This is a genomic window from Streptomyces sp. NPDC001678 (assembly GCF_042892945.1).
Lineage (GTDB): Bacteria > Actinomycetota > Actinomycetes > Streptomycetales > Streptomycetaceae > Streptomyces.
Genome location: NZ_JBIAUP010000018.1, coordinates 91706 through 111708 on the forward strand (window position 1 = coordinate 91706; position 20003 = coordinate 111708).

Sequence of the window (20003 nt, forward strand, 5' to 3'; positions counted from 1 at the left end):
GCTCGCCACCGCCGCGCATCCCCCCGACTGCGGCGCGCGCCCCGCCGAACGCCCTTTCCGCCGGGCGATCTTCCGTGCCACGGTGATGAGGGTCGACCAGTCGTGCGCGTGGTGGGGAGCTGCCTCCGTGGTGCATACCGTCATCGGTGTCAGTCCCTTCGGTGAACCCGACGCGCGTATCGCGGCCGCCGTCTGCGCGGCCGGCGGGCTCGGGGTGCTCGACCTCGGACGCGGCGACCGCCGGGCCCGGGAGGCGCTGGACCTGCTGCGCCGGTGGGCGCCCGGCGCCTTCGGGGTGCGGGTCCCGGACGGGTGCGCGCTGCGGCCGGAGGAGATGTACGGCCCGGACGTCGCGACGGGGCCGCGCACGGTGCTCCTGGCGCCCGGCGTGCGCCCGCCCGTGAGCCCGGGGCGGCGGATGACCGTGCTCGCCGAGGTACGTTCGCTGGCCGAGGCGCGCGCCGCGGTACGGGCCGGGGCCGACGGTGTCGTCGGCCGCGGCAGCGAATGCGGCGGACCGGCCGGTGAACTCTCGACATATGTACTGCTGCAACAGCTCCTGGCGGCAACGGACTTGGACGTCCCCGTGTGGGCCTGCGGCGGGATTGGGCCCCGGACGGCCGCCGCGGCCGTGATCGCCGGAGCCGCCGGGGTCGTACTCGACGTACAACTGGCCCTGCTGGCGGAGGCGGGCACCCCGCCCTGGCTCGCCCGCCTGCTGCGCTCGTCGGACGGCACCGGGACCACGGTGCTCGACGGACAGCGCGTGCTGGACCCCGCGCGCCCCGGCCTCCCGGCCGAGGCGCGCGGGCGCCTCGTGCCGTTCGGGCAGGACGCGTTCCTCGCGCAGAGATTCGCCCGGGACCACCGGACCGTGGCCGACGCCGTACGGTCCCTGCGCGCCGGCGTGGACGAGGCGCTCCGCGCCCCCGGCGCACCACGGCTGCTGCGCCCCGGCTCGGCCATGAGCCGGGCGCTGGGCACCGCGCTCCCGGTCGTGCAGGGGCCGATGACACGCGTCAGCGACCAGCCGCGGTTCGCGACCGCGGTGGCGGACGAGGGCGGCCTTCCCATCGTCGCGCTCGCCCTGGCGGGCCCCGACAGCACCCGGTCGCTCCTCGCGGAGACGGGGCACGCGCTCGGCGAACGGCCCTGGGGCGTCGGCATCCTGGGCTTCGCGCCGGAACCGGTGCGCGCCGCGCAACTGGAGGCCGTACGGGAGCTGCGCCCCTCCCACGCCGTCATCGCCGGCGGCCACCCGGCGCAGGCGGCGGCGCTGGAGGCGCTCGGTGTCCGTACGTTCCTCCAGGCCCCGTCACCAGGACTGCTCGGCCAGTTCCTGGCCGCGGGCGCGCGGCGCTTCGTCTTCGAAGGAGCCGAGTGCGGCGGGCACATCGGGCCGCGGAACGCCTTCCCGCTGTGGGAGGCACAACTCGGCGTCCTCGCGGACTTCCTGGACAGCCGGAAGGACGACGGGCCGGCGGACGTCGAGGTGCTGTTCGCCGGCGGGGTCCACGACGCGCGGTCGGCGGCCATGGTGGCGGCCCTGTCCTCGGGGCTCGCCGGGCGCGGGGTGGCGGTCGGGCTGCTGATGGGCACGGCGTACCTCTTCTGCCGTGAGGCGGTGGAGTGCGGTGCGGTGCGGCCGCTCTTCCAGCGCACCGTCGCCGCGGCCGAGCGCACGGTCCTGCTCGACACCGCCCCGGGGCACGTCGTCCGCTGCGCCCCGAGCCCGTTCGCCGACGCCTTCGCCGCGCACAAGGAGGAGCTGCGCCGGCAGGGGATCTCTGGACGGGAGGCGTGGGACCGGCTGGAGCGGCTCAACGCCGGGCGGCTGCGCGTCGCCAGCAAGGGCCTTGAGCGGGTGGGCGAGGCGTTGCGGGAAGTCGACGAGCGGCGGCAGTCGGAGGAGGGCCTCTTCATGGCCGGGGAAGTGGCGGTGCTGCGCCAGGCCGTCACCACTGTGGCCGAGCTGCACCGGGACGTGACGGACGGCGCGGCGGACTTCTACGAGCGCGTGGCAGCAGCCGGGGACGAGCCCCGCACGGTGGCCCCGCAAGCGGCGGCCGCGCACACGGAGGACAACCCCCCTGCCCCGCCGCCGCTGGACGTCGCCATCGTCGGGATGGCCTGCATGTTCCCCGGCGCACCCGACCTGCCGGCGTTCTGGGCCAACGTCCTCGGCGGTGCGGACGCCGTCACCGAAGTGCCCGCGTCGCGCTGGGACCCGGCGCTGCACCACGGCGAGGGCGCCCCGGCCGGGGACGTCTCGGCGTCCAAGTGGGGCGGATTCCTGCCGGGCATCGCCTTCGACCCCCTCCGCTACGGCATCCCGCCCTCCTCGCTCGCCTCCGTCGAGCCGGTGCAGCTGCTGGCCCTGGAAGCGGCCCGGCGGGCCCTGGCGGACGCCGGGTACGAGCACCGGCCGTTCCCGCGCGACCGTACGTGCGTCGTCTTCGGCGCGGAGGCGGGCAGCGATCTGTCGCACGCGATCACCCTGCGGACCGTCCTGCCGTCCTATCTGGGCGGCCGGCTCCCCGAGGAGCTGGAGGACCGGCTGCCGCGGCTGACCGAGGACTCGTTCCCGGGGATGCTGGCCAATGTCGTCTCGGGCCGGATCGCCAACCGGCTCGGGCTCGGCGGGGCCAACTTCACGGTCGACGCGGCCTGCGCCTCCTCGTTGGCCGCGCTCGACGCCGCGTGCAAGGAACTGGTGACGGGCGCCGCGGACGTCGCCCTGTGCGGGGGCGCCGACCTCCACAACGGGATCAACGACTACCTGCTCTTCTCGTCGGTGCACGCGTTGTCCCCCACGGGCCGCTGCCGTACGTTCGACGCCGGCGCGGACGGCATCGCGCTGGGCGAGGGCGTCGCGTGCCTGGTGCTGAAACGGCTGGCGGACGCGCGCCGGGCCGGGGACCGGGTCTACGCGGTGATCAAGGGAGTCGGGTCGTCCAGCGACGGCCGGTCGCTCGGGCTGACCGCGCCGCGGCCGGAGGGCCAGCGCACGGCCCTGGAACGGGCGTACGCGCAGGCCCGGATCTCCCCGGCCCGCGTCGGCCTGCTGGAGGCGCACGGCACCGGCACGGCGGTCGGCGACCGTACCGAACTGGGCGTGCTCTCGGAGGTGTTCACGACGGCCGGCGCGGAGCCGGGCGGGTGCGTGGCCGGTTCGGTGAAGTCGCAGATCGGCCACACCAAATGCGCCGCGGGCATGGCCGGATTGATCAAGACGGCGCTGGCGCTGCACACCGGCGTGCGGCCGCCGACGCTGCACCTGCGGCGGCCCGACCCGGCGTGGCGGCCGGACAGCAGCCCGTTCGCCTTCCACGACCGGGCGCTGCCCTGGGCGGCGGAGCCGGCCGCCGAGCGCGTGGCCGGGGTCAGCGCCTTCGGCTTCGGCGGCACCAACTACCACGTGGTGCTGGAGGGGAGCGGCGACGTGCCGCCGCGCCGGTCCGCCGGCGCCTGGCCGGCGGAGCTGTTCCTCTTCCGCGGCGAGGCGGCGATCGAGGACCTGCTGCGGCTGGCGGAGACGAACGAGTCCCGCGCGGTCCGCGCCCCGGACGGCACGGAGGCGGTCTGGCGGCCGTGGCGGCTGCGCGACCTGGCACTGACGGCGGCGCGCCGGGCGGCGGACGCGGCGTCCGGGCCGGTGACCGCCGCGGTGGTCGCGTCGTCCCCGGCCGAGCTGCCGGGGCTGCTGAGGGCCGCGCTGGCGGGACGTCCGGGCCTGGGCGTCCTCCTGCCCGGGCCCGAACGGGTCACGGGAGAGCTGGCGTTCCTCTTCCCGGGGCAGGGCAGCCAGCGGCCCGGCATGCTGGCCGACCTGTTCGTCGCGTTCCCGGAGACACGGCGGCATCTGCGCGGCGCGCCGGTGGCCCGGATGTTCCCGCCGGCCGCGTTCGGGCCCGACGAGCACGAGGCGCGGCGGCGCCGGCTCGCCGACACGCGCCGCGCGCAGCCGGCCCTCGGCGCGGCCTGCCTGGCCGTCCACGACGTACTGGCCGAGCTCGGGCTGCGTCCCGCGATGGCGTCGGGGCATTCGTACGGGGAGCTCGTGGCGCTGTGCGCGGCCGGCGCGTTCCCCGCCGGCGCCCTGCCGGAGCTGAGCGCGCTGCGGGCCGGGGCCATGGCCGAGGCGGCGGGGGACGAGCCGGGCACCATGGCGGCCGTGACGGCGGGAGCGGCCGCGGTGGAGGCCGTGCTGGAGGGGGCCGGGCTGACCGGCCGGGTGGTGGTCGCCGCCCGTAACTCCCCGGCCCAGACGGTGGTCTCGGGCCCGGAGGAGGCGGTGCGGCTCGGGGCGGCGGCGCTGGAGGACGCGGGCTTCGGGGTCCGCCGGCTCGATGTGGCGTGCGCCTTCCACAGCCCGGTGATGGCGGGGGCGGCGGCCGCCTTCGACGCGGTGCTCGCCGAACACGCCCTGCGGGCACCGGAGTTCCCGGTGTGGTCCAACGAGACGGCGGCCCCGTACCCGGCCGACGCGGCCGGTGTGCGGGCCCGGCTGACCGGGCAGATCACGGCGCCGGTGCGGTTCGCCGAGCAGATCGAGGCGATGTACGGGGCCGGCGCCCGGGTCTTCGTCGAGGCGGGCCCGGGCACGGCGCTCACCGGGCTCGTCCGCGCCACCCTCGGCGACCGCCCGCATCTGGCCGTCCCCTTCGAGCCGCACGCCGACGCCGGGCTGCGCGGGCACCTGGAGTCGCTGGCCCGGCTGGCCGTCTCCGGCGGCGTACCGGTCGACGCGGCGGCCCTGTTCGCGGGCCGGGACGCGGTCGAGGCCGATCCGGAGCGCCCGCCGGAGCGACCGGGGTGGATCGTGGACGGCCATCTGGTCCGGACGGCGGAGGGCGCGTTCCCGCCGGGAGCGCTGAGGCCCGCGCGGCCCATCGGTTCCAGCACGGAGCTGACGGCGGCCGCCGGGCGCGCCGCGGCGGACACGGGGGCCGGTGCGGGCGAGGCGCTGCTGAGGGAGTTCCTGCGCGGCAGCCGGGAGGCGGTCGCGGCGCAACGGGACGTGCTGCTGGCGTACTTGGGCGATCGCCGAGGCGACGCCGCGCGGCCCGCGCCGGTGCCTGTGCCCGCGCCTGTACCGCTGCCTGTCGAGGCTGCCGCCCCCGCCGCATCAGGGCACCGGCCCGCCCCCGCACCCGAGCGGCCCGACGTGCTCCGCACCGTGCTCTCGGTCATCAGTGAACGGACCGGCTATCCGAGGGAGATGATCGAGCCCCACCTCGATCTGGAGGCCGATCTCAGTGTGGACTCGATCAAGCGGACGGAGATCGCGAGCGAGCTCGTGCAGCGGCTGGCCCGGGCCGGGCTGGCACTTCCGGCACCGGCCGACCTGGACGTGGAGGCCCTGGCCCGGGCCCGCAGCGCGGCGGCGATCGCCGAATGGCTGACGGCGCGCGCGGGTGAGCGGCCCGGATCACAGGAACGCGGAGGTACGCCCTCATCGGGTCCGGCGGACCCCGTCGGTACGGCCGGTACCGCTCCCCGGCGGTACGTCCTGTGTTCCGTGCCCCTGGACGACGCGCCGGCCGTGGACGGTGCCACGATGCTGCGGGGCAGCCGCTTCCTCGTCCTCGGCGGCGAGAACGACCCCTTGACGCGGGCCCTCGCCGAGCGGCTGGGGAAACTGGAGGCGCACGTCACGCCGGCCGGCGGCGACACGGCCGAGGACTCCGTCCCGCCGGACGGGGTGATCCACCTCGTCGGTTCCGACGAGGAGAGCGTCCTGCCCGACACCTTCCCCCGGTACCAGGAGCTGCTGCGGAGCGGGCCGCGCTGGCTGCTCTGCGTACGCCGGGCGGACCCCGGCGACCGGGGCGACGCCGGGCTGGGCGGCTTCTTCCGAACCGTGGCGCGCGAATACCCGGGGACGGTCGCCCGCGTCCTGTCCGTCCCCCGGGAACGGCCCGCCGCCGCGGTCGTCGACGCGGTCGTCGGGGAGCTGCTCGCACCGGACCGCGCGCCCGTGGTCGAGCGCGCCGAGCGCGGCCGCCTGTCCGTCGCCGAGCCCAGGGAGGCCGCGCTGGACCCGCTCGTCGCCGACGGGCCGGCCGTCGCCGAGCGCGCGGCCGGCCGCCTCGGGCTCGGCCCGGAATCCGTCGTGCTGTTCGCGGGCGGCGCGCGCGGGATCGCCTCGCGCTTCGCCGTCGCCCTCGCCTCGGCCTCCGGCTGCCGGATGGAACTGCTCGGCCGTACCGGCGGGACCGACGCCGCCGAGCCGCCGGGGACGGCGGGCGCCGCCGACCGGGCCGCGCTCCGAGCGGCGCTGGCCGCCCACGGCCGCCTCGGCCCGGCGGAGATCGAACGTGAGGCGGGCCTGATCCTGGCCCGTCGCCAGATCGCCGTGACCCTCGACCGCGTCCGCGCCGCCGGCGGACGGGCCGACTACCGCACCGTCGACCTGCGGGACGCCGAGGCCGTCGAACAGGCCGTCAAGGAGACCCACGCCCGCCACGGACGGATCGACGGCGTGGTGCACGCCGCCGGGATCGTCGAGGACAAGCTCGTCGCCGGCAAGGACCCGGCCTCGTTCCGCCGGGTGTACGAGACGAAGACGGAAGGGGCCCGCGCGCTGTTCACCGCGCTGCGCCGGATCCCCGAACCGCCGTGCTTCGCCGTGCTGTTCGGATCCGTCGCGGCCGTGTCCGGCAACCGCGGCCAGGCCGACTACGCCGCCGCCAACGACGCCCTCGCCGTCCTGGGCCGGCGGTGGCGGCGGGCCACGGGCGCCCGGGCCCTCACGGTGCACTGGGGGCCGTGGGCCCCCGACGGCGACCACGGCGGGATGGTGGGCCCGGAGCTCGCCCGTGAGTACGCGCGCCGCGGCATCGGCCTGATCGGCCCGCAGGAGGGCCTCACGGCCCTGCTCCACGAACTGGCCTGGGGCGACGACGACACCGACGAGGTCGTCCACGCCGCCCCGGGATGGCAGCCGTGACAGCGGGCCGGACCCCGGTGGCCATCGTCGGCATGGCCGTGACCCTGCCCGGCGCGGACGGCCTCGAACGGTACTGGCACAACCTCGTCACCGGCGCCGACGCCGTCTCCGAGGTCCCCGAGGGCCGCTGGGACCAGGAGGCGTACGGGCCGGACGCCATCTACTGCCGGCGCGGCGGGTTCGTCGACGACCGGCTGGCCGGCTTCGACCCGGCCGCGTTCGGCATCATGCCCGGCGCCGTCCCGGCCACCGAACCCGACCAGCTCATCGCCCTGCACACGGCCGCCGCCGCGCTCGCGGACGCCGGCGGCCTGGCCGCGACCGACCGGGCACGGGCCGGGGTGGTGCTGGGCCGCGGCGGCTATCTGACGGCCGGGCTGGCCCGCCTCGACCAGCGGGTGCGCACGGCCGGGCAACTGGTCCGCACACTGCGGGAGCTGCTGCCCGAGCTCGGCGAGCAGCGGCTGGCACGGGTCCGCGCCGCGTTCGAGGAGGCGCTCGGGCCGGACGACCCCGGCGCGGTCATCGGGCTCGTGCCCCACTTCACGGCGTCCCGCATCGCCAACCGCCTGGACCTGCGCGGCCCCGCGTACACGGTCGACGCGGCCTGCGCCTCGTCGCTCCTGGCGGTGCAGCAGGCCGTCACGGAACTGGCCGCCGGGCGCTGCGACGTGATGCTCGCCGGAGGCGTCCACCACTGCCACGACGTGACGCTGTGGTCCGTCTTCGCCCGGCTCGGAGCGCTGTCCCCGACGCAGCGGATCCGTCCCTTCCACCGGGAGGCGGACGGGGTGCTCATGGGCGAGGGAACGGGCGTCGTCGTCCTCAAACGGCTGACGGACGCGGTGAGCGCGGGCGACCGGGTGTACGCGGTGGTGCGCGGGGTCGGGGTGGCCGGTGACGGGCGCACCGCGAGCCTGGTGACACCGGACCCGGACGGCCAGGCGCGGGCGGTGCGGCTCGCCTGGCAGACGGCGGGCGTGGACCCCCGCGCCCCGGGCGCGATCGGCCTGCTGGAGGCGCACGGCACCGGCACACCGCAGGGGGACGCCGCCGAGATCGCCACGCTGCGCCGGGTCTTCGGCACGCCGGGCGGCGCGGCCGCCCCCGACGCGGTGATCGGCTCGGTCAAGTCGATGATCGGCCACACCATGCCGGCGGCGGGGGCGGCGGGCCTGGTCAAGGCCGCGCTGGCCCTCCACCGGCGGACGCTCCTGCCCACCCTCCACTGCGAGGACCCCCACCCGGACCTGCTCGCCACCCGCTTCCGCCCGGCCGCCGAGGCTCGGCCCTGGGAGGCGGAGACCCGGCGCGCCGGGGTCAACGCCTTCGGCTTCGGCGGGATCAACGCCCACGTGGTGCTGGAGGAGTTCCGCCCGCCACCCGGTCCGGCACGCGGCACCGTCCCCCCGCGCGCCGGTGCGGCGGCCACGGAGGTGACCGAGCCCGAACCGGTCCTGCGCCTCGCCGCGGCCACGCCCGAGGAGCTGTGCGCGCTGCTCGACGCCGACGACGCGCGGCTGCGCACCCTGTCCGCGAGCCCGGCCACGGGCGGGGGTGGCGCGCGGCTGGTGGTGGCCGGGCCGTCCGCCGAGCGGCTCGCCCTGGCCCGGAAGGTGGTCGCGCGCGGCCGGGCGTGGGGCGGACGGCGCGACGTGTGGTTCGCGCCCCGGCCGCTGCTCGGGCCGGTCGGCGGCGGGCGCACCGCCTTCCTCTTTCCCGGCCTGGAAGCGCGTTTCACGGACCGGGACGACGACCTCGCCCGCCACTTCGGGCTGCCCCGCCCGGGCTGGACGACGGCCCGGGTCGGCGACGTGGCGGCGCACGGCGCGGCCGTCGTGGACGGCGGGCGGCTGCTGGCCGCAGTGCTGCGACGGTGCGGCATCGGGGCCGAGGCCCTGGCCGGCCACAGCGTCGGCGAATGGGCGGCGATGGGCGTCGGCGGCATCTTCGCCGACGGCGAGGTGGAGGGGTTCCTGCGGACGTTCGACCCCGGGACGTTGCGGGTGCCGGACCTGGTCTATGCGACCTTCGGGGCACCCGCCGGCCGGGTGGCGGCGGCCCTGGCCGGGGTGCCGGAGGTCGTGCTCTCCCACGACAACGCGCCCCACCAGTCGGTCGTCTGCGGCCCGGCGCGGCACGTCGCGACCGTCACCGAGCGACTGCGCGGCGAGGGCGTGCCGGGCCGGGAACTGCCCTTCGCCTCGGGCTTCCACACGCCCATGCTGGCGCCGTACCTCGGGCCGATCCGGGAGACGATGGAGCGCTTCACCCTCCACCGGGCCACGGTGCCGGTGTGGTCGGGCACGACCTGCTCCCCCTTCCCGGACGACCCCACGGCGGTAAGGGACTTGTTCATACGTCACCTGCTGGAGCCCGTCCGCTTCCGGGGACTCGTCGAAGCCCTCCACGCCGCCGGCTTCCGGGCCTTCGTCCAGGCCGGCCAGGGGCAGCTGCCCGCCCTGGTGGGGGACACGCTCGGCGAGCGCGAGCACCTGGCGGTCACGGCGGCGCACGAGCGCCGGGGCGCTCTGGCGCAGCTGCACCGGGCCGTGGCCGGACTGTGGGCGTTCGGAGCGGAACCGGACTTCCGGGCCCTGCCCAGCGGCGTGCGAGCGGGCGCAGGAGCGGGCGTACGGGCGGATGTACGGCTGCCGTTGGACGCCGGTCCTGTATCCCTGAAGCCCGCGACACGGGACCGGCTGCGCACGGCCCTGCGCGGATCGCTCGGCGGATCGTTTGCCAGGCCGGACCGGTTGGACGCGGTGGCCGGGCGTTTCCCCGAGGCGGGGGAGCTGCGGGACCTGCTGGCCGAGACGGCCGACGCCGCGGCGGCCGCCTTCGCGGCCCTGGAGACCCCCCACCGTGTGGTGGTGCCCGCTCCGCGCGCGGTGGACGGCCCGACGCCCGGATCGGTGTCCGGTCCGGCCCCCGGTCCGGCGTCCAGTGCCGCGTCCGGCCCGGCCGGCGACCGGCCGGGCGCCGGGGCCGGGCGGGAGGTGGCCGCCGCCCGCCGCAGCTCGGTACGGGTGGACCTGGACACCATGCCGTACCTGGTGGACCACTGCTTCTTCGCCCAGCGGCCCGGCTGGCCCGACATCGGCGACCGCTGGCCCGTCGTGCCCGCCACGACGCTCGTACGGCACATGACCGACGCGGTGGCGGCGGCCGGGGGCGACACACCGGTGGCCGTCCGGGACGCCCGGTTCCTCGAATGGCTCGCCGCCGTGCCGCCGGTCGACGTACCCGTGACCGTGACCCCCGCCGGGCACCGGGCGGACCGGTGGAACGTCGAGCTCGGCCGGTACGCGCGCGCCGCCGTCGAGACCGCGCCCCGGTATCCGGCGCCCCCCGCCCCCTGGCCCGTACCGGCCGGCGAATCCGCCCCGGCGGTCTCGGCCCGGCGGATGTACGACGAGCGATGGATGTTCCACGGCCCGCTCTTCCGCGGCGTCACCGCCGTCACCGCGCTCGGCGACCGGCACCTGCGCGGCGTGCTCACCGCCCCGCCCGCCCCCGGCGCACTGCTCGACAACGCGGGGCAGCTGCTGGGCTACTGGCTGATGGCCACCCGCTCGGAGCGCACCGTCGTGCTGCCGGCCGGGATCCGCGGCATCCGCTACCACGGCCCGGAACCGGCCCCCGGCGAGCGCGTCGACTGCCACATCCGCGTCACCTCTCTCACGGAGACGCTGCTTGCGGCCGACATCCAGCTCGGTCGCGGCGGCACGGTGTGGTGCGAGATCCATGGCTGGGAGGACCGCCGGTTCGACTCGCCGGCCGTCACCGAGGGCATCCGGCGGCGGCCCGGGCACAGCACCGTCTCCCTGCTGCACGACGGGGGCTGGCACCTGGTCTTCGACCACTGGCCCGACCCCGCCTCACGCGAGCTGACGGTGCGCAACCTGATGGGCGGCGCCGAGCGCCGGGCCTACGCGGACCAGCCGCCGCGTCGCAGACGGCAATGGCTGCTCGGCCGGATCGCCGCCAAGGACGCCGTCCGCCACCACCTGTGGCAGCACGGCGCCGGACCGGTCTTCCCGGCCGAGATCCGCGTCCGCAACGACACCGCCGGACGGCCGCACCCGGAGGGGGTGCACGGCCGGGAACTCCCGCCGCTCGGTCTGTCGCTCGCCCACTGCCAGGAGGCGGCGGTCGCTCTCGTCCGTCCCGCCGGCGCCGCGCCCGTCGGCATCGACATCGAGGAGATCACCGAACGGCCGGCGGCCACCCGTGACGCCGTCCTCGCCGAGGACGAACAGGAGCTCTTCGAGCGGCTCGGCGGCGGGCCGCGGGCCCTGTCCCGCATCTGGGCGGCCAAGGAGGCCGCGGCCAAGGCGGAAGGCACCGGGCTGCGGGGCCGGCCGCGCGACTTCCGGGTGCGCGTGGACGAGGGCGGCCGGTCGACCGTGCGCGCGCCTTCCGGCCGTTCGCACTCCGTGTCCTTCGCCGAGACGGCCAACCCCTCCGGCCTGCCTTCCCGGCGGTACGTCGTCGCCTGGACCGAGGACAGGGCCCGGACCGGGGACGGGGCCGGCGACCACCGTCAGCAGCAGGAGGAGAGCACAGCATGACCACCACCCCCACCCCCGACGTGGACGAGGCCGAGGTCCTCACCGCACTCACCGAGGCCCTGTCCGCCGTGCTCGACCCGGTCGAGCTGGAGGCCACGCCCCTCACCATGGAGACGCGGTTCGTCGAGGACCTGGACCTGGAGTCGATCGACCTGGTGACGCTCACCGGCCTGCTCCGGCGCCGGTACGGCGACCGCGTCGACTTCCCGGGGTTCTTCGCCTCCCTCGAACTGCCGGAGATCATCGGGCTCTCCGTCGGGCAGGTCGTCCGCTACGTCGCCGGGCGCCTGCGATGACGGCGGTCCGCCTCCCGCGGCTGAACGTGACCCGCATGGGGCGGCCCGGCGGGTCCGGCGGCGACACCGTCGTACTGGTGCACGGCATCGCGATGGACAACCTGGCCAGCTACTACTTCACCGTCGCCCCCGCCTGCGCGGCCGCAGGGCACCAGGTGGTGATGTACGACCAGCGCGGCCACGGCCGCAGCGAGCGCCCCGCCAGCGGCTACCGTCTGGAGGACTTCACCGGCGACCTCGCCGCCCTCCTCGACGGCCTGCGCACGGCCGGCGACGTCCACCTCGTCGGGACCTCCTTCGGCGGCACCGTCGCCCTCGACTACGCGCTCCACCACCCGGGGCGGCTCGCCAGCGTCCTCGTCGTCGAGTCGGAACCGCCCACCGCCGCCTGGGCGGCGAAGCTCGGCGGCATCCTCGCGGACGCCGCCCGGCGGCTCCGCGACGAGCGGGCCCTGCCCTGGCTCGCGGAGCACTACGGCGGGCACGAGGCCAGGCTGGGCCGCCGCTCCTGCCCGTTGCTGCACGGGACCACGGCCGCCGAGGACATCGCGGCCAGCCGTATCCCCGACGAGGACCGCTGGCGCACCCTCGACGTGCCGGTCCTCGCCGTCTACGGCGGTGCCTCCGACCTCGCCGGGACGGCACCCTGGCTGGAGTCCCTGCTTCCCGACTGCCGCACCGTGCGCGTCGAGGGCCACGGCCACTCCGTTCTCGTCGAGGCCCCACGGACGGTCGCCGGAATCCTGGTCGACTGGATCGGCTCGGGGCACCGGGCCGGGACGGCCGGGGTATGAGCGGCCCGGAAGCGAGGCGCTTCCTCTTCGTCGTGCCGCCGCTCGTGGGACACATCAATCCGGCCGCCGGCGTCGCGGCCGAACTCGCCGGACGCGGCCACCGGGTGGGCTGGGCCGGCTGCCCCGCGCTCATCAGGGAGTGGGCGGGGCCCGACGCTCTGACGTACCCCTGCGCGACCCTCCGCGAGGTGCGCAGACCGCCCGCACTGCGGGGCTTCGCGGCGCTGCGCTTCCTTTGGGAGGACTTTCTGGGGCCGCTCGCCACGGCCATGGCACCCGGAGTGAGCGAGGCCGTCGAAGCCTTCCGCCCGGACGTGATCGTCGCCGATCAGCAGGCGCTGGCCGGCGCCCTGACCGCCGAACGGCTCGGCACCCCCTGGGCCACCTCGGCCACGACCTCCGCCGAGTTCTCCGCAGCGCTCACCGCAACGCCCAAGGTCGAGGAGTGGATCGCCGGGCTGCTCGGCGGCCTGCGCGACGCCCTCGGCGACCCGGAGCGCACCCATGACCCGCGCTTCTCGCCGTACCTCGTCCTGGCCTTCACCACCACGGCACTGGCGGGCGAGCCCCCCGCCCACCGGCCGCAGACCCGCTACGTGGGACCTGCTCCGGCCACCGGTCCTGCCATCGGCGCCGCCGGGGCCGGCTTCCCCTGGGCGTGGCTGGACCCGGGCCGCGCCACCGTACTGGTCTCCCTCGGCACCGCCAACGCCGATACCGGTGCCCGTTTCCTCGCCGAGTGCGCAGCGGCCGTACGCGCGCGGGCCCGTACCGCCCAGGCGGTGATCGCCGACCCGGGCGGGGCACTCACCGGGATGTCCGACGGCGATGTGCTGACCGCGCCCCGGCTGCCGCAACTGGCCCTGATGCGGCGGGCGTCGGCCGTCGTCTGTCATGCCGGGCACAACACCGTCGCGGAGTCCCTGTGGCACGGGGTGCCCCTGGTCGTCGCGCCGATCCGGGACGACCAGCCCGTGGTCGCCGCCCAGGTCGCGGCGGCGGGCGCCGGGATCCGGGTGCGCTTCGGGCGCGGCGACCGCCACACCGTCGGGGCCGCGCTCGACGGCGTCCTCACCGATCCCCGGTACCGGGCGGCCGCCCGCCGCGTCCGCGACTCCTTCCACGCGGCCGGAGGCGGCCGGGCCGCGGCCGCACACCTCGAACGACTGGCGGCTCGCGCCGCACGACCGGAGAGACGGTGAACACCATGGACCGACGCGCCGAGGCCGCCCGCCTCCGCCCCGCCTACCAGCGCGAACTCGCCCTGGGCACGGAGCGCTTCCACCACCCCCGCAGCGCCGAGTGCCCCTGGTGCGGATCACCCCGGCTGCGCAGGCGGCTGCGCACCGTCGATCTGCTCCAGCGCAAGCCGGGCACCTTCGTCGTCGACCAGTGCCGCGACTGCGCGCACTCCTTCCAGAACCCCCGGCTCACGCCCGACGGTCTGGACTTCTACTACCGGGACTTCTACGACGGCTTCAGCGGCGAATCCGTGAAAGGCTTCGCCGACGCCGGATTCACCCGCAAGCGCTATATCGCCGCCGCCCGCTCTGTCCTCCCGTTCTGCCGCCCGGAACGCTGGCTGGACGTCGGCACCAGCAAGGGCCACTTCCCGCAGATCGCCCGGGACATCCACCCGTCCACCGTCTTCGACGGCCTGGACATCGGCGAGGGCGTGGAGGAAGCCGAGCGCCTCGGCCGCGTCACCGAAGGGCACCGGGGCCATCTCGTGGACCTCGCACCCAAGCTGACGGGCCGCTACGACGTGGTCAGCATGTTCCACTGCCTCGAACACACCCCTGACCCGCGCGGGGAGCTCGCGGCCGCTCTCGCCGTCCTCGCACCCGGCGGCCATCTGGTGATCGAGGTACCCGATCCCGAATGCCTCTCGAGAAGGTTCCTCGGCCGCTGGTGGATGCCGTACTTCCAGCCCCAGCACCTGCACCTGATGCCGCTGGCCAACCTGCGCGGCGCACTGGAGTCGCTGGGCTGCACCGTCGTGGCCGTCGACCGGCGGGAGCCCCACATCCCCCTCGACCTGTCCGGCGCGGTCCTCTTCGCCTTGAACCGGTTCCTGCCCCGGGACGACGCCCCCTGGCATCCCGCCCCGCCCGGCCCGCTCCGGCGGGCGCTGCGCCCCGCCCTCTTCTGGGCGGCCGTCCCCCTGCTGGTCGCCACCTTCGCCTTCGAACAGCTCACGGCCCCGCTCGTCCGCCGCACCCGGCTCTCCAACGCGTACCGGGTGGTCGCGCGCACGGGAGCCGCCGCCGGCGGCTGACCCGCCCGGCCCGGCCCCGTCTCCCCGCCGCGCCGAGCGCGCGAGCGCCGCCTAGCCTGGGGACGGGAGGGTCTCGAGCCAGGGCGCAGACAAGGAGCGGCGCGGTCATGGAGCGCAGCAGCAAGCACGGTCCCAAGAAGGACGACGAGCTGAAGAAGGCGACGCGGCACCAGGCCCGCACGGGCCGCATGACGCGGACGGAGGAGTGGCGGGAACCCGAAGCGCTCGAACACGACGAGGACTCGCCCCGCAAGCAGAAGCCTCCGAAGGAGTGAGCCGGCCCCGGCCCGCCCGCGTCGCGGACGCACGTGCCGGGCAGGCGACACCGGCGGAATCGCCGAGCCCGCGCTCCCTGGCATCGGGGTGACGTCAGGCGCGGCCGGACGCGGCCATCCACAGGAGGGCCGTGCCGGCGGACGCGAGCACCACCGCGGACAGACACCAGGCGACGGCCAGGCGTGCCGCGCGGCCCCGGGGGCCGTACCCCGGGGGTGCGGCGGGCGTGGGTCCGGCCAGTTCGGACCAGGCGCGGGCGGTGGTCCTCAGCTCGCGTCGCCGCAGCGCGCCGCCCACCGCGTACAGACATCCGGCGGCCGTCACGCCCGTCGCCACGGCGGCGCCCGTGGCCGGCCCCGGAACCCCGGTCAGGAGCAGCGGGACGGCGCCCGCGCAGGCGCTCCATCCGGTGAGGCACCCGGCCGCCGAGACGCGCCGGAAGAACGGCCGGTCGGCGCCGGCCCGCAGCTCCGCCACGGCCGGCAGGTACCAGACGGTGCCGGCGACGGTGAGCGCCGTCGCGGCCAGGGCCAGGACCAGGTTCGACATCTCTCTTCCTCTCCGGGGCGCGACGGGGTCAGGCGTGCGAGGCGACGTCCGGGTGGTGGAGGTCGAACGCCGGGGATTCGGAGCGGATCCGCGGCAGCGTGGTGAAGTTGTGCCGCGGCGGCGGGCAGGAGGTCGCCCACTCCAGCGAGCGGCCGTAGCCCCACGGGTCGTCGGCCTCGACCTTCTTGCCGTACTTGGCGGTCTTCCAGATGTTGTAGAAGAACGGCAGGATCGACAGGCCCAGCAGGAACGAGCCGATGGACGAGACGGTGTTCAGTACCGTGAAACCGTCGGAGGCGAGATAGTCCGCGTAGCGGCGCGGCATGCCCTGCGCGCCCAGCCAGTGCTGCACCAGGAACGTGGTGTGAAAGCCCACCGTGAGGGTCCAGAAGGTGATCTTGCCGAGCCGCTCGTCGAGCATCTTGCCGGTGAACTTCGGCCACCAGAAGTGGAATCCGGCGAACATGGCGTACACCACGGTGCCGAAGAGCGTGTAGTGGAAGTGGGCCACGACGAAATACGTGTCGGAGACGTGGAAATCGAGCGGCGGTGCCGCGAGGATCACGCCCGTCAGCCCACCGAAGACGAATGTGAGAAGGAAACCGGTGACCCAGAGCATCGGGGTCTCGAAGGACAGCGAGCCCTTCCACATGGTGCCGATCCAGTTGAAGAACTTCACACCGGTCGGGACCGCGATCAGGAAGGTCATGAAGGAGAAGAACGGCAGGAGCACGCCACCGGTGACATACATGTGGTGCGCCCACACGGTGACCGAAAGACCGGCGATGGAAATCGTCGCCGCGATCAGGCCCCAGTAGCCGAACATCGGCTTCCGGGAGAACACCGGAATGACCTCGGAGACGATGCCGAAGAACGGCAGGGCCAGTACGTACACCTCGGGATGGCCGAAGAACCAGAACAGGTGCTGCCAGAGCAGCGCGCCGCCGTTGGCGGAGTCGAAGACGTGCGAGCCGAACTTCCGGTCCATCTCCAGGGCGAGCAGGGCCGCGGCCAGCACGGGGAACACGAGCAGGATGAGCACGGCGGTCAGCAGCACGTTCCAGGTGAAGATCGGCATACGGAACATCGTCATGCCCGGCGCGCGCATGCCCACGATGGTGGTGATGAAATTGACCGCGCCCAGAATGCTGCCGAATCCCGACAGCGCCACACCCAGGATCCACATGTCGGCGCCGACACCGGGGGAGTGGGTCGCGTCCGACAGCGGCGCGTACGCGAACCAGCCGAAGTCCGCGGCCCCCTGCGGTGTGAGGAACCCGGCCGCCGCTATCAGCGAGCCGAAGAGGAAGAGCCAGAAGGCGAGCATGTTCAGCCGCGGGAACGCCACGTCGGGCGCGCCGATCTGCAAGGGCATCAGCCAGTTGGCGAACCCTGTGAACAACGGCATCGCGAACAGCAGCAGCATGACCGAACCGTGCATGGTGAAGGCCTGGTTGAACTGCTCGTTCGTCAGGAGCTGCGTCCCCGGCCGGGCCAGCTCGGCGCGCATCAGCAGGGCCATCAGTCCGCCGATGACGAAGAAGGCGAACGCCGACACCAGATAGAGCGTCCCGATCCTCTTGTGGTCCGTGGTGGTCAGCCAGTCCACCACCGAGCCCCGGGGACTCCGGGCGGACTCGGCGTCGGCTACCACCGGCGCGCGCCGCTCCTCGGTCCTCTCGTCCGCTCCCATGCCGATACCGTCCACGGACCACCAACTCCACACGATTTCAGGACAATGACGGGATCATGGTCGGCTGCCCCGCCGGTCGGCCGACAGGGCCGTGGGCCCCGACGTGCGCGGCCCCACCGGCCCCCGGGACAGGGCCCATCAGTCCCTCCGCCGCGCGCCGCCGGCGCCCGCCGACGCGTTCCGGCCACCGGGCCGCCGGCCCCTCGGGCCGCTCACCACCCACAGAGCACCCGCCCGGCCGCACACCCCGAGGGGTCCCGGTAGGGGACCGTTCAGCCCTAGGAACCCGCTCGGCGGGTATGTCTACTGAGGGCATGGCCCGTATCACAGAACCGCTTCCCCGGTACGAGGCGCTCAGGCTGCTGAAGGGCGCGAAGATCGGCCGACTGGTCTTCAGCCATCAGGCGCTGCCCGCCGTCCGTCCCGTCAACCACGTCCTCCTCGACGACCGCGTCATCATCCGCGCCCACACCGGCGCCGCGCTCCTCGGCCCCGCACGCGACGGAGCGGTGGTGGCGTACGAGGCCGACGAGTTCGACACCGAGCGGCGCACCGGATGGAGCGTGGTGGTGACGGGCGAGGCCCGCCTCGTACGGGATCCGGCCCTCCAGCAGCGCTATCGGGCCGCGCTCGAACCGTGGATCGGCGCCGACATGACCCATACGGTCAGCATCAGCCTCGATCTGGTCACGGGCTGCCGCATCAGTTCACGGCCGACAGATGGGCGGCCGGAGCGCTGACCGTGGGGTGGGCGAGGACGGCCTCGATCCAGCCGGAAGAGCGGGGCGAGGCAGCGGTCCTCTCCACCGGCTGGGCCCTCCCGGTGGTGGTCAGCGCTGTCACGTCAGCAGGATGCCAGACCGTCCGTGCGCGAGCGCGGTGGAGGGCGGGGCCGCCGTCGTGATGGCCTGATCGGCCCGCCGCCGCTTCCGTTCAGGCGCCCGCCGTCACCGCCTTGAGCTCGTCGAGCGACTCGCGGATGAACCGTGACAGGGGACGGCGGCCGGTCGAGGCGGTCCAGCGCTCGAACGCGACCTTGAAGACGGCGACGCCCGTCTCGGCGGCGAGGGTCGCCGCCGGCTCCCCGACGCCCCGTAGGCGCAGCGCGTCGGCGGCGGTCGCGGCCAGGGACGCGAGCTTGATCAGCTCGCGTTCCCGGAGCTCCGCGTTGGCGGCGATGACGGCCTGGCGCCGTCGTGCGTAGGCGTGGCGCTCGTCGAACTCGGCGGCGACGGACTCCAGCGCCGCACCCATCGCCGGCATCGGCGCCACGGCCTCCGGGAGGCTGGCGAGGGTGCTCGCGATGAGCTCCCGCAGCGCGCCCGAACCACCGAACAGGACCTCGCGCTTGTCGGCGTAGTGCCGGAAGAACGTCCGCTCCGTCAGGCCCGCCCGCTGGGCGATCCCGGCCACGGTGGTCTGCTCGTACCCCCGCTCGGTGAACAGCTCCATGGCGGCCTCCGCGAGCCGGCCACGCGCGTTCGGCTGCCATCTCCCCATGAGCGCATCCTATGCGATGACAGCTCCTGACATCGAGTGCTAACGTCGATGTCAGAGGCTGACATCAGCGTGTCGCCGTCGTGGGCCTGCCCGGCCCGGCGGCCACTCACCAAGGGGTCTTCTCATGCGTGTATTCGTCACCGGCGCCTCCGGCTGGATCGGTTCCGCCGTCGTCCCCGAGCTCATCGGCGCGGGCCACCAGGTCGTCGGGCTCGCCCGTTCCGACGCCTCGGCCGCCGCCCTCACCGCCGCCGGGGCCGAGGTGCGCCGCGGCACCCTCGACGACCTCCACGGCCTGCGGAGCGCGGCCGCCGGGTCGGACGGCGTGATCCACCTCGCCTTCAAGCACGACATCGCCTTCTCGGGGGACTTCGCGGGCGCCGTCGAGGCGGACCGGCGGGCCGTCGAGGCGTTCGGCGCGGCGCTCGCCGGGTCCGGCCGGCCCCTCGTCCTCGCCTCCGGCCTGCTCGGAGTCGCGCCGGGCCGGGTGAGCACCGAGCGGGACGGGCACGACATCGGCCCGGACCCGGCGGCGCACGGGGGCGACGGCCCGCTGGGCCGGCACGCCGTCGCGGAACTGGCGCTCTCGCTCGCCTCCCGCGGTGTCCGCGCCTCCGTCCTGCGCCTGCCGCCGACCGTGCACGGCGAGGGCGACCACGGCTTCATGGCCGCGCTGGTCGGCATCGCCAGGGAGAAGCGGCTGTCCGGCTACATCGGCGACGGCGCCGCCCACTGGCCGGCGGTGCACCGGCTCGACGCCGCCCACCTCTTCCGGCTGGCGCTGGAGAAGGCCCCCGACGGCTCGACGCTGCACGCGGTCGCCGACGAGGCCGTACCGCTGCGCGCCGTCGCCGAAGTGACCGGACGCCACCTCGGCCTGCCCGTGGCCTCCGTCGCCCCCGAGGACGCCGCCGCGCACTTCGGCTGGCTGGCCCCCTTCCTCGCGCTCGACACCCCGGCGTCGAGCGCGCTGACCCGCGAACTGCTGGGGTGGCGGCCGACGCGTCCGGGGCTCCTCGACGACCTGGAGAAGGGGCACTACTTCGACGCCTCGGCCCCCACGAACACGTGGTGACGCGACCGTCCCCGCC

General features: G+C 75.4%; 13 protein-coding genes. 9 read left to right on the forward strand and 4 right to left on the reverse strand.

Annotated elements, in window-relative coordinates:
• The first annotated feature begins 85 nt into the window (after positions 1-85).
• From ACFYZR_RS28915 to ACFYZR_RS28945, 7 genes are all read left to right on the forward strand, one after another.
• Positions 86-6952, forward strand: a complete 6867-nt coding sequence (locus ACFYZR_RS28915; protein WP_391915552.1) for an SDR family oxidoreductase — start codon at positions 86-88, stop codon at positions 6950-6952.
• On the forward strand, positions 6940-11526 hold the full coding sequence (locus tag ACFYZR_RS28920) for a beta-ketoacyl synthase N-terminal-like domain-containing protein (protein WP_391915449.1): 4587 nt from the start codon (positions 6940-6942) through the stop codon (positions 11524-11526). The genes ACFYZR_RS28915 and ACFYZR_RS28920 overlap by 13 nt, the downstream gene beginning before the upstream one ends.
• On the forward strand, positions 11523-11822 hold the full coding sequence (locus ACFYZR_RS28925; protein WP_391915451.1) for an acyl carrier protein: 300 nt from the start codon (positions 11523-11525) through the stop codon (positions 11820-11822). Before ACFYZR_RS28920 ends, ACFYZR_RS28925 begins: the two co-directional genes overlap by 4 nt.
• Positions 11819-12616: an alpha/beta fold hydrolase gene (locus tag ACFYZR_RS28930; protein WP_391915455.1), complete on the forward strand. Its 798-nt coding sequence runs from the start codon at positions 11819-11821 to the stop codon at positions 12614-12616. The genes ACFYZR_RS28925 and ACFYZR_RS28930 overlap by 4 nt, the downstream gene beginning before the upstream one ends.
• On the forward strand, positions 12613-13818 hold the full coding sequence (locus tag ACFYZR_RS28935; RefSeq protein WP_391915458.1) for a glycosyltransferase: 1206 nt from the start codon (positions 12613-12615) through the stop codon (positions 13816-13818). Before ACFYZR_RS28930 ends, ACFYZR_RS28935 begins: the two co-directional genes overlap by 4 nt.
• Before the next feature lie 5 nt (positions 13819-13823).
• Complete coding sequence (locus ACFYZR_RS28940) at positions 13824-14894, forward strand: class I SAM-dependent methyltransferase (RefSeq protein WP_391915460.1); 1071 nt, start codon at positions 13824-13826, stop codon at positions 14892-14894.
• A gap of 107 nt (positions 14895-15001) precedes the next feature.
• Entirely contained in the window at positions 15002-15169 is a 168-nt protein-coding gene (locus ACFYZR_RS28945; protein ID WP_391915462.1) for a hypothetical protein, read from the forward strand.
• Between the two features lie 94 nt (positions 15170-15263).
• On the opposite strand, the gene ACFYZR_RS28950 is transcribed toward ACFYZR_RS28945, so the two are convergent.
• Positions 15264-15719, reverse strand: a complete 456-nt coding sequence (locus tag ACFYZR_RS28950; protein ID WP_391915465.1) for a hypothetical protein — start codon at positions 15717-15719, stop codon at positions 15264-15266.
• A gap of 28 nt (positions 15720-15747) precedes the next feature.
• The gene (ctaD, locus tag ACFYZR_RS28955) at positions 15748-17412 is read right to left on the reverse strand and encodes a cytochrome c oxidase subunit I (protein ID WP_391915467.1); all 1665 of its coding nucleotides are present in this window, start codon (positions 17410-17412) and stop codon (positions 15748-15750) included.
• Positions 17413-17726: 314 nt separating this feature from the next.
• Between ctaD and ACFYZR_RS28960 the strand changes: the two genes are divergently transcribed.
• Positions 17727-18152 carry a pyridoxamine 5'-phosphate oxidase family protein gene (locus tag ACFYZR_RS28960; RefSeq protein ID WP_391915469.1) on the forward strand — a complete coding sequence of 142 codons (426 nt, stop codon included), beginning with the start codon at positions 17727-17729 and terminating at the stop codon, positions 18150-18152.
• Here the strand turns inward: ACFYZR_RS28960 and ACFYZR_RS28965 are convergent.
• Together ACFYZR_RS28965 and ACFYZR_RS28970 are read right to left on the reverse strand one after the other, a co-directional pair.
• Positions 18115-18255 (reverse strand): hypothetical protein, encoded by a 141-nt coding sequence (locus ACFYZR_RS28965; protein ID WP_391915471.1) that lies wholly within the window; start codon positions 18253-18255, stop codon positions 18115-18117. The two genes, ACFYZR_RS28960 and ACFYZR_RS28965, sit on opposite strands and share 38 nt — an antisense overlap.
• Before the next feature lie 90 nt (positions 18256-18345).
• A complete protein-coding gene (locus tag ACFYZR_RS28970) occupies positions 18346-18912 on the reverse strand; it encodes a TetR/AcrR family transcriptional regulator (RefSeq protein ID WP_391915473.1) in 567 nt (188 codons plus the stop codon).
• 124 nt (positions 18913-19036) lie between these two features.
• Between ACFYZR_RS28970 and ACFYZR_RS28975 the strand changes: the two genes are divergently transcribed.
• The gene (locus ACFYZR_RS28975; protein ID WP_391915476.1) at positions 19037-19987 is read left to right on the forward strand and encodes an SDR family oxidoreductase; all 951 of its coding nucleotides are present in this window, start codon (positions 19037-19039) and stop codon (positions 19985-19987) included.
• Positions 19988-20003 lie beyond the last annotated feature (16 nt).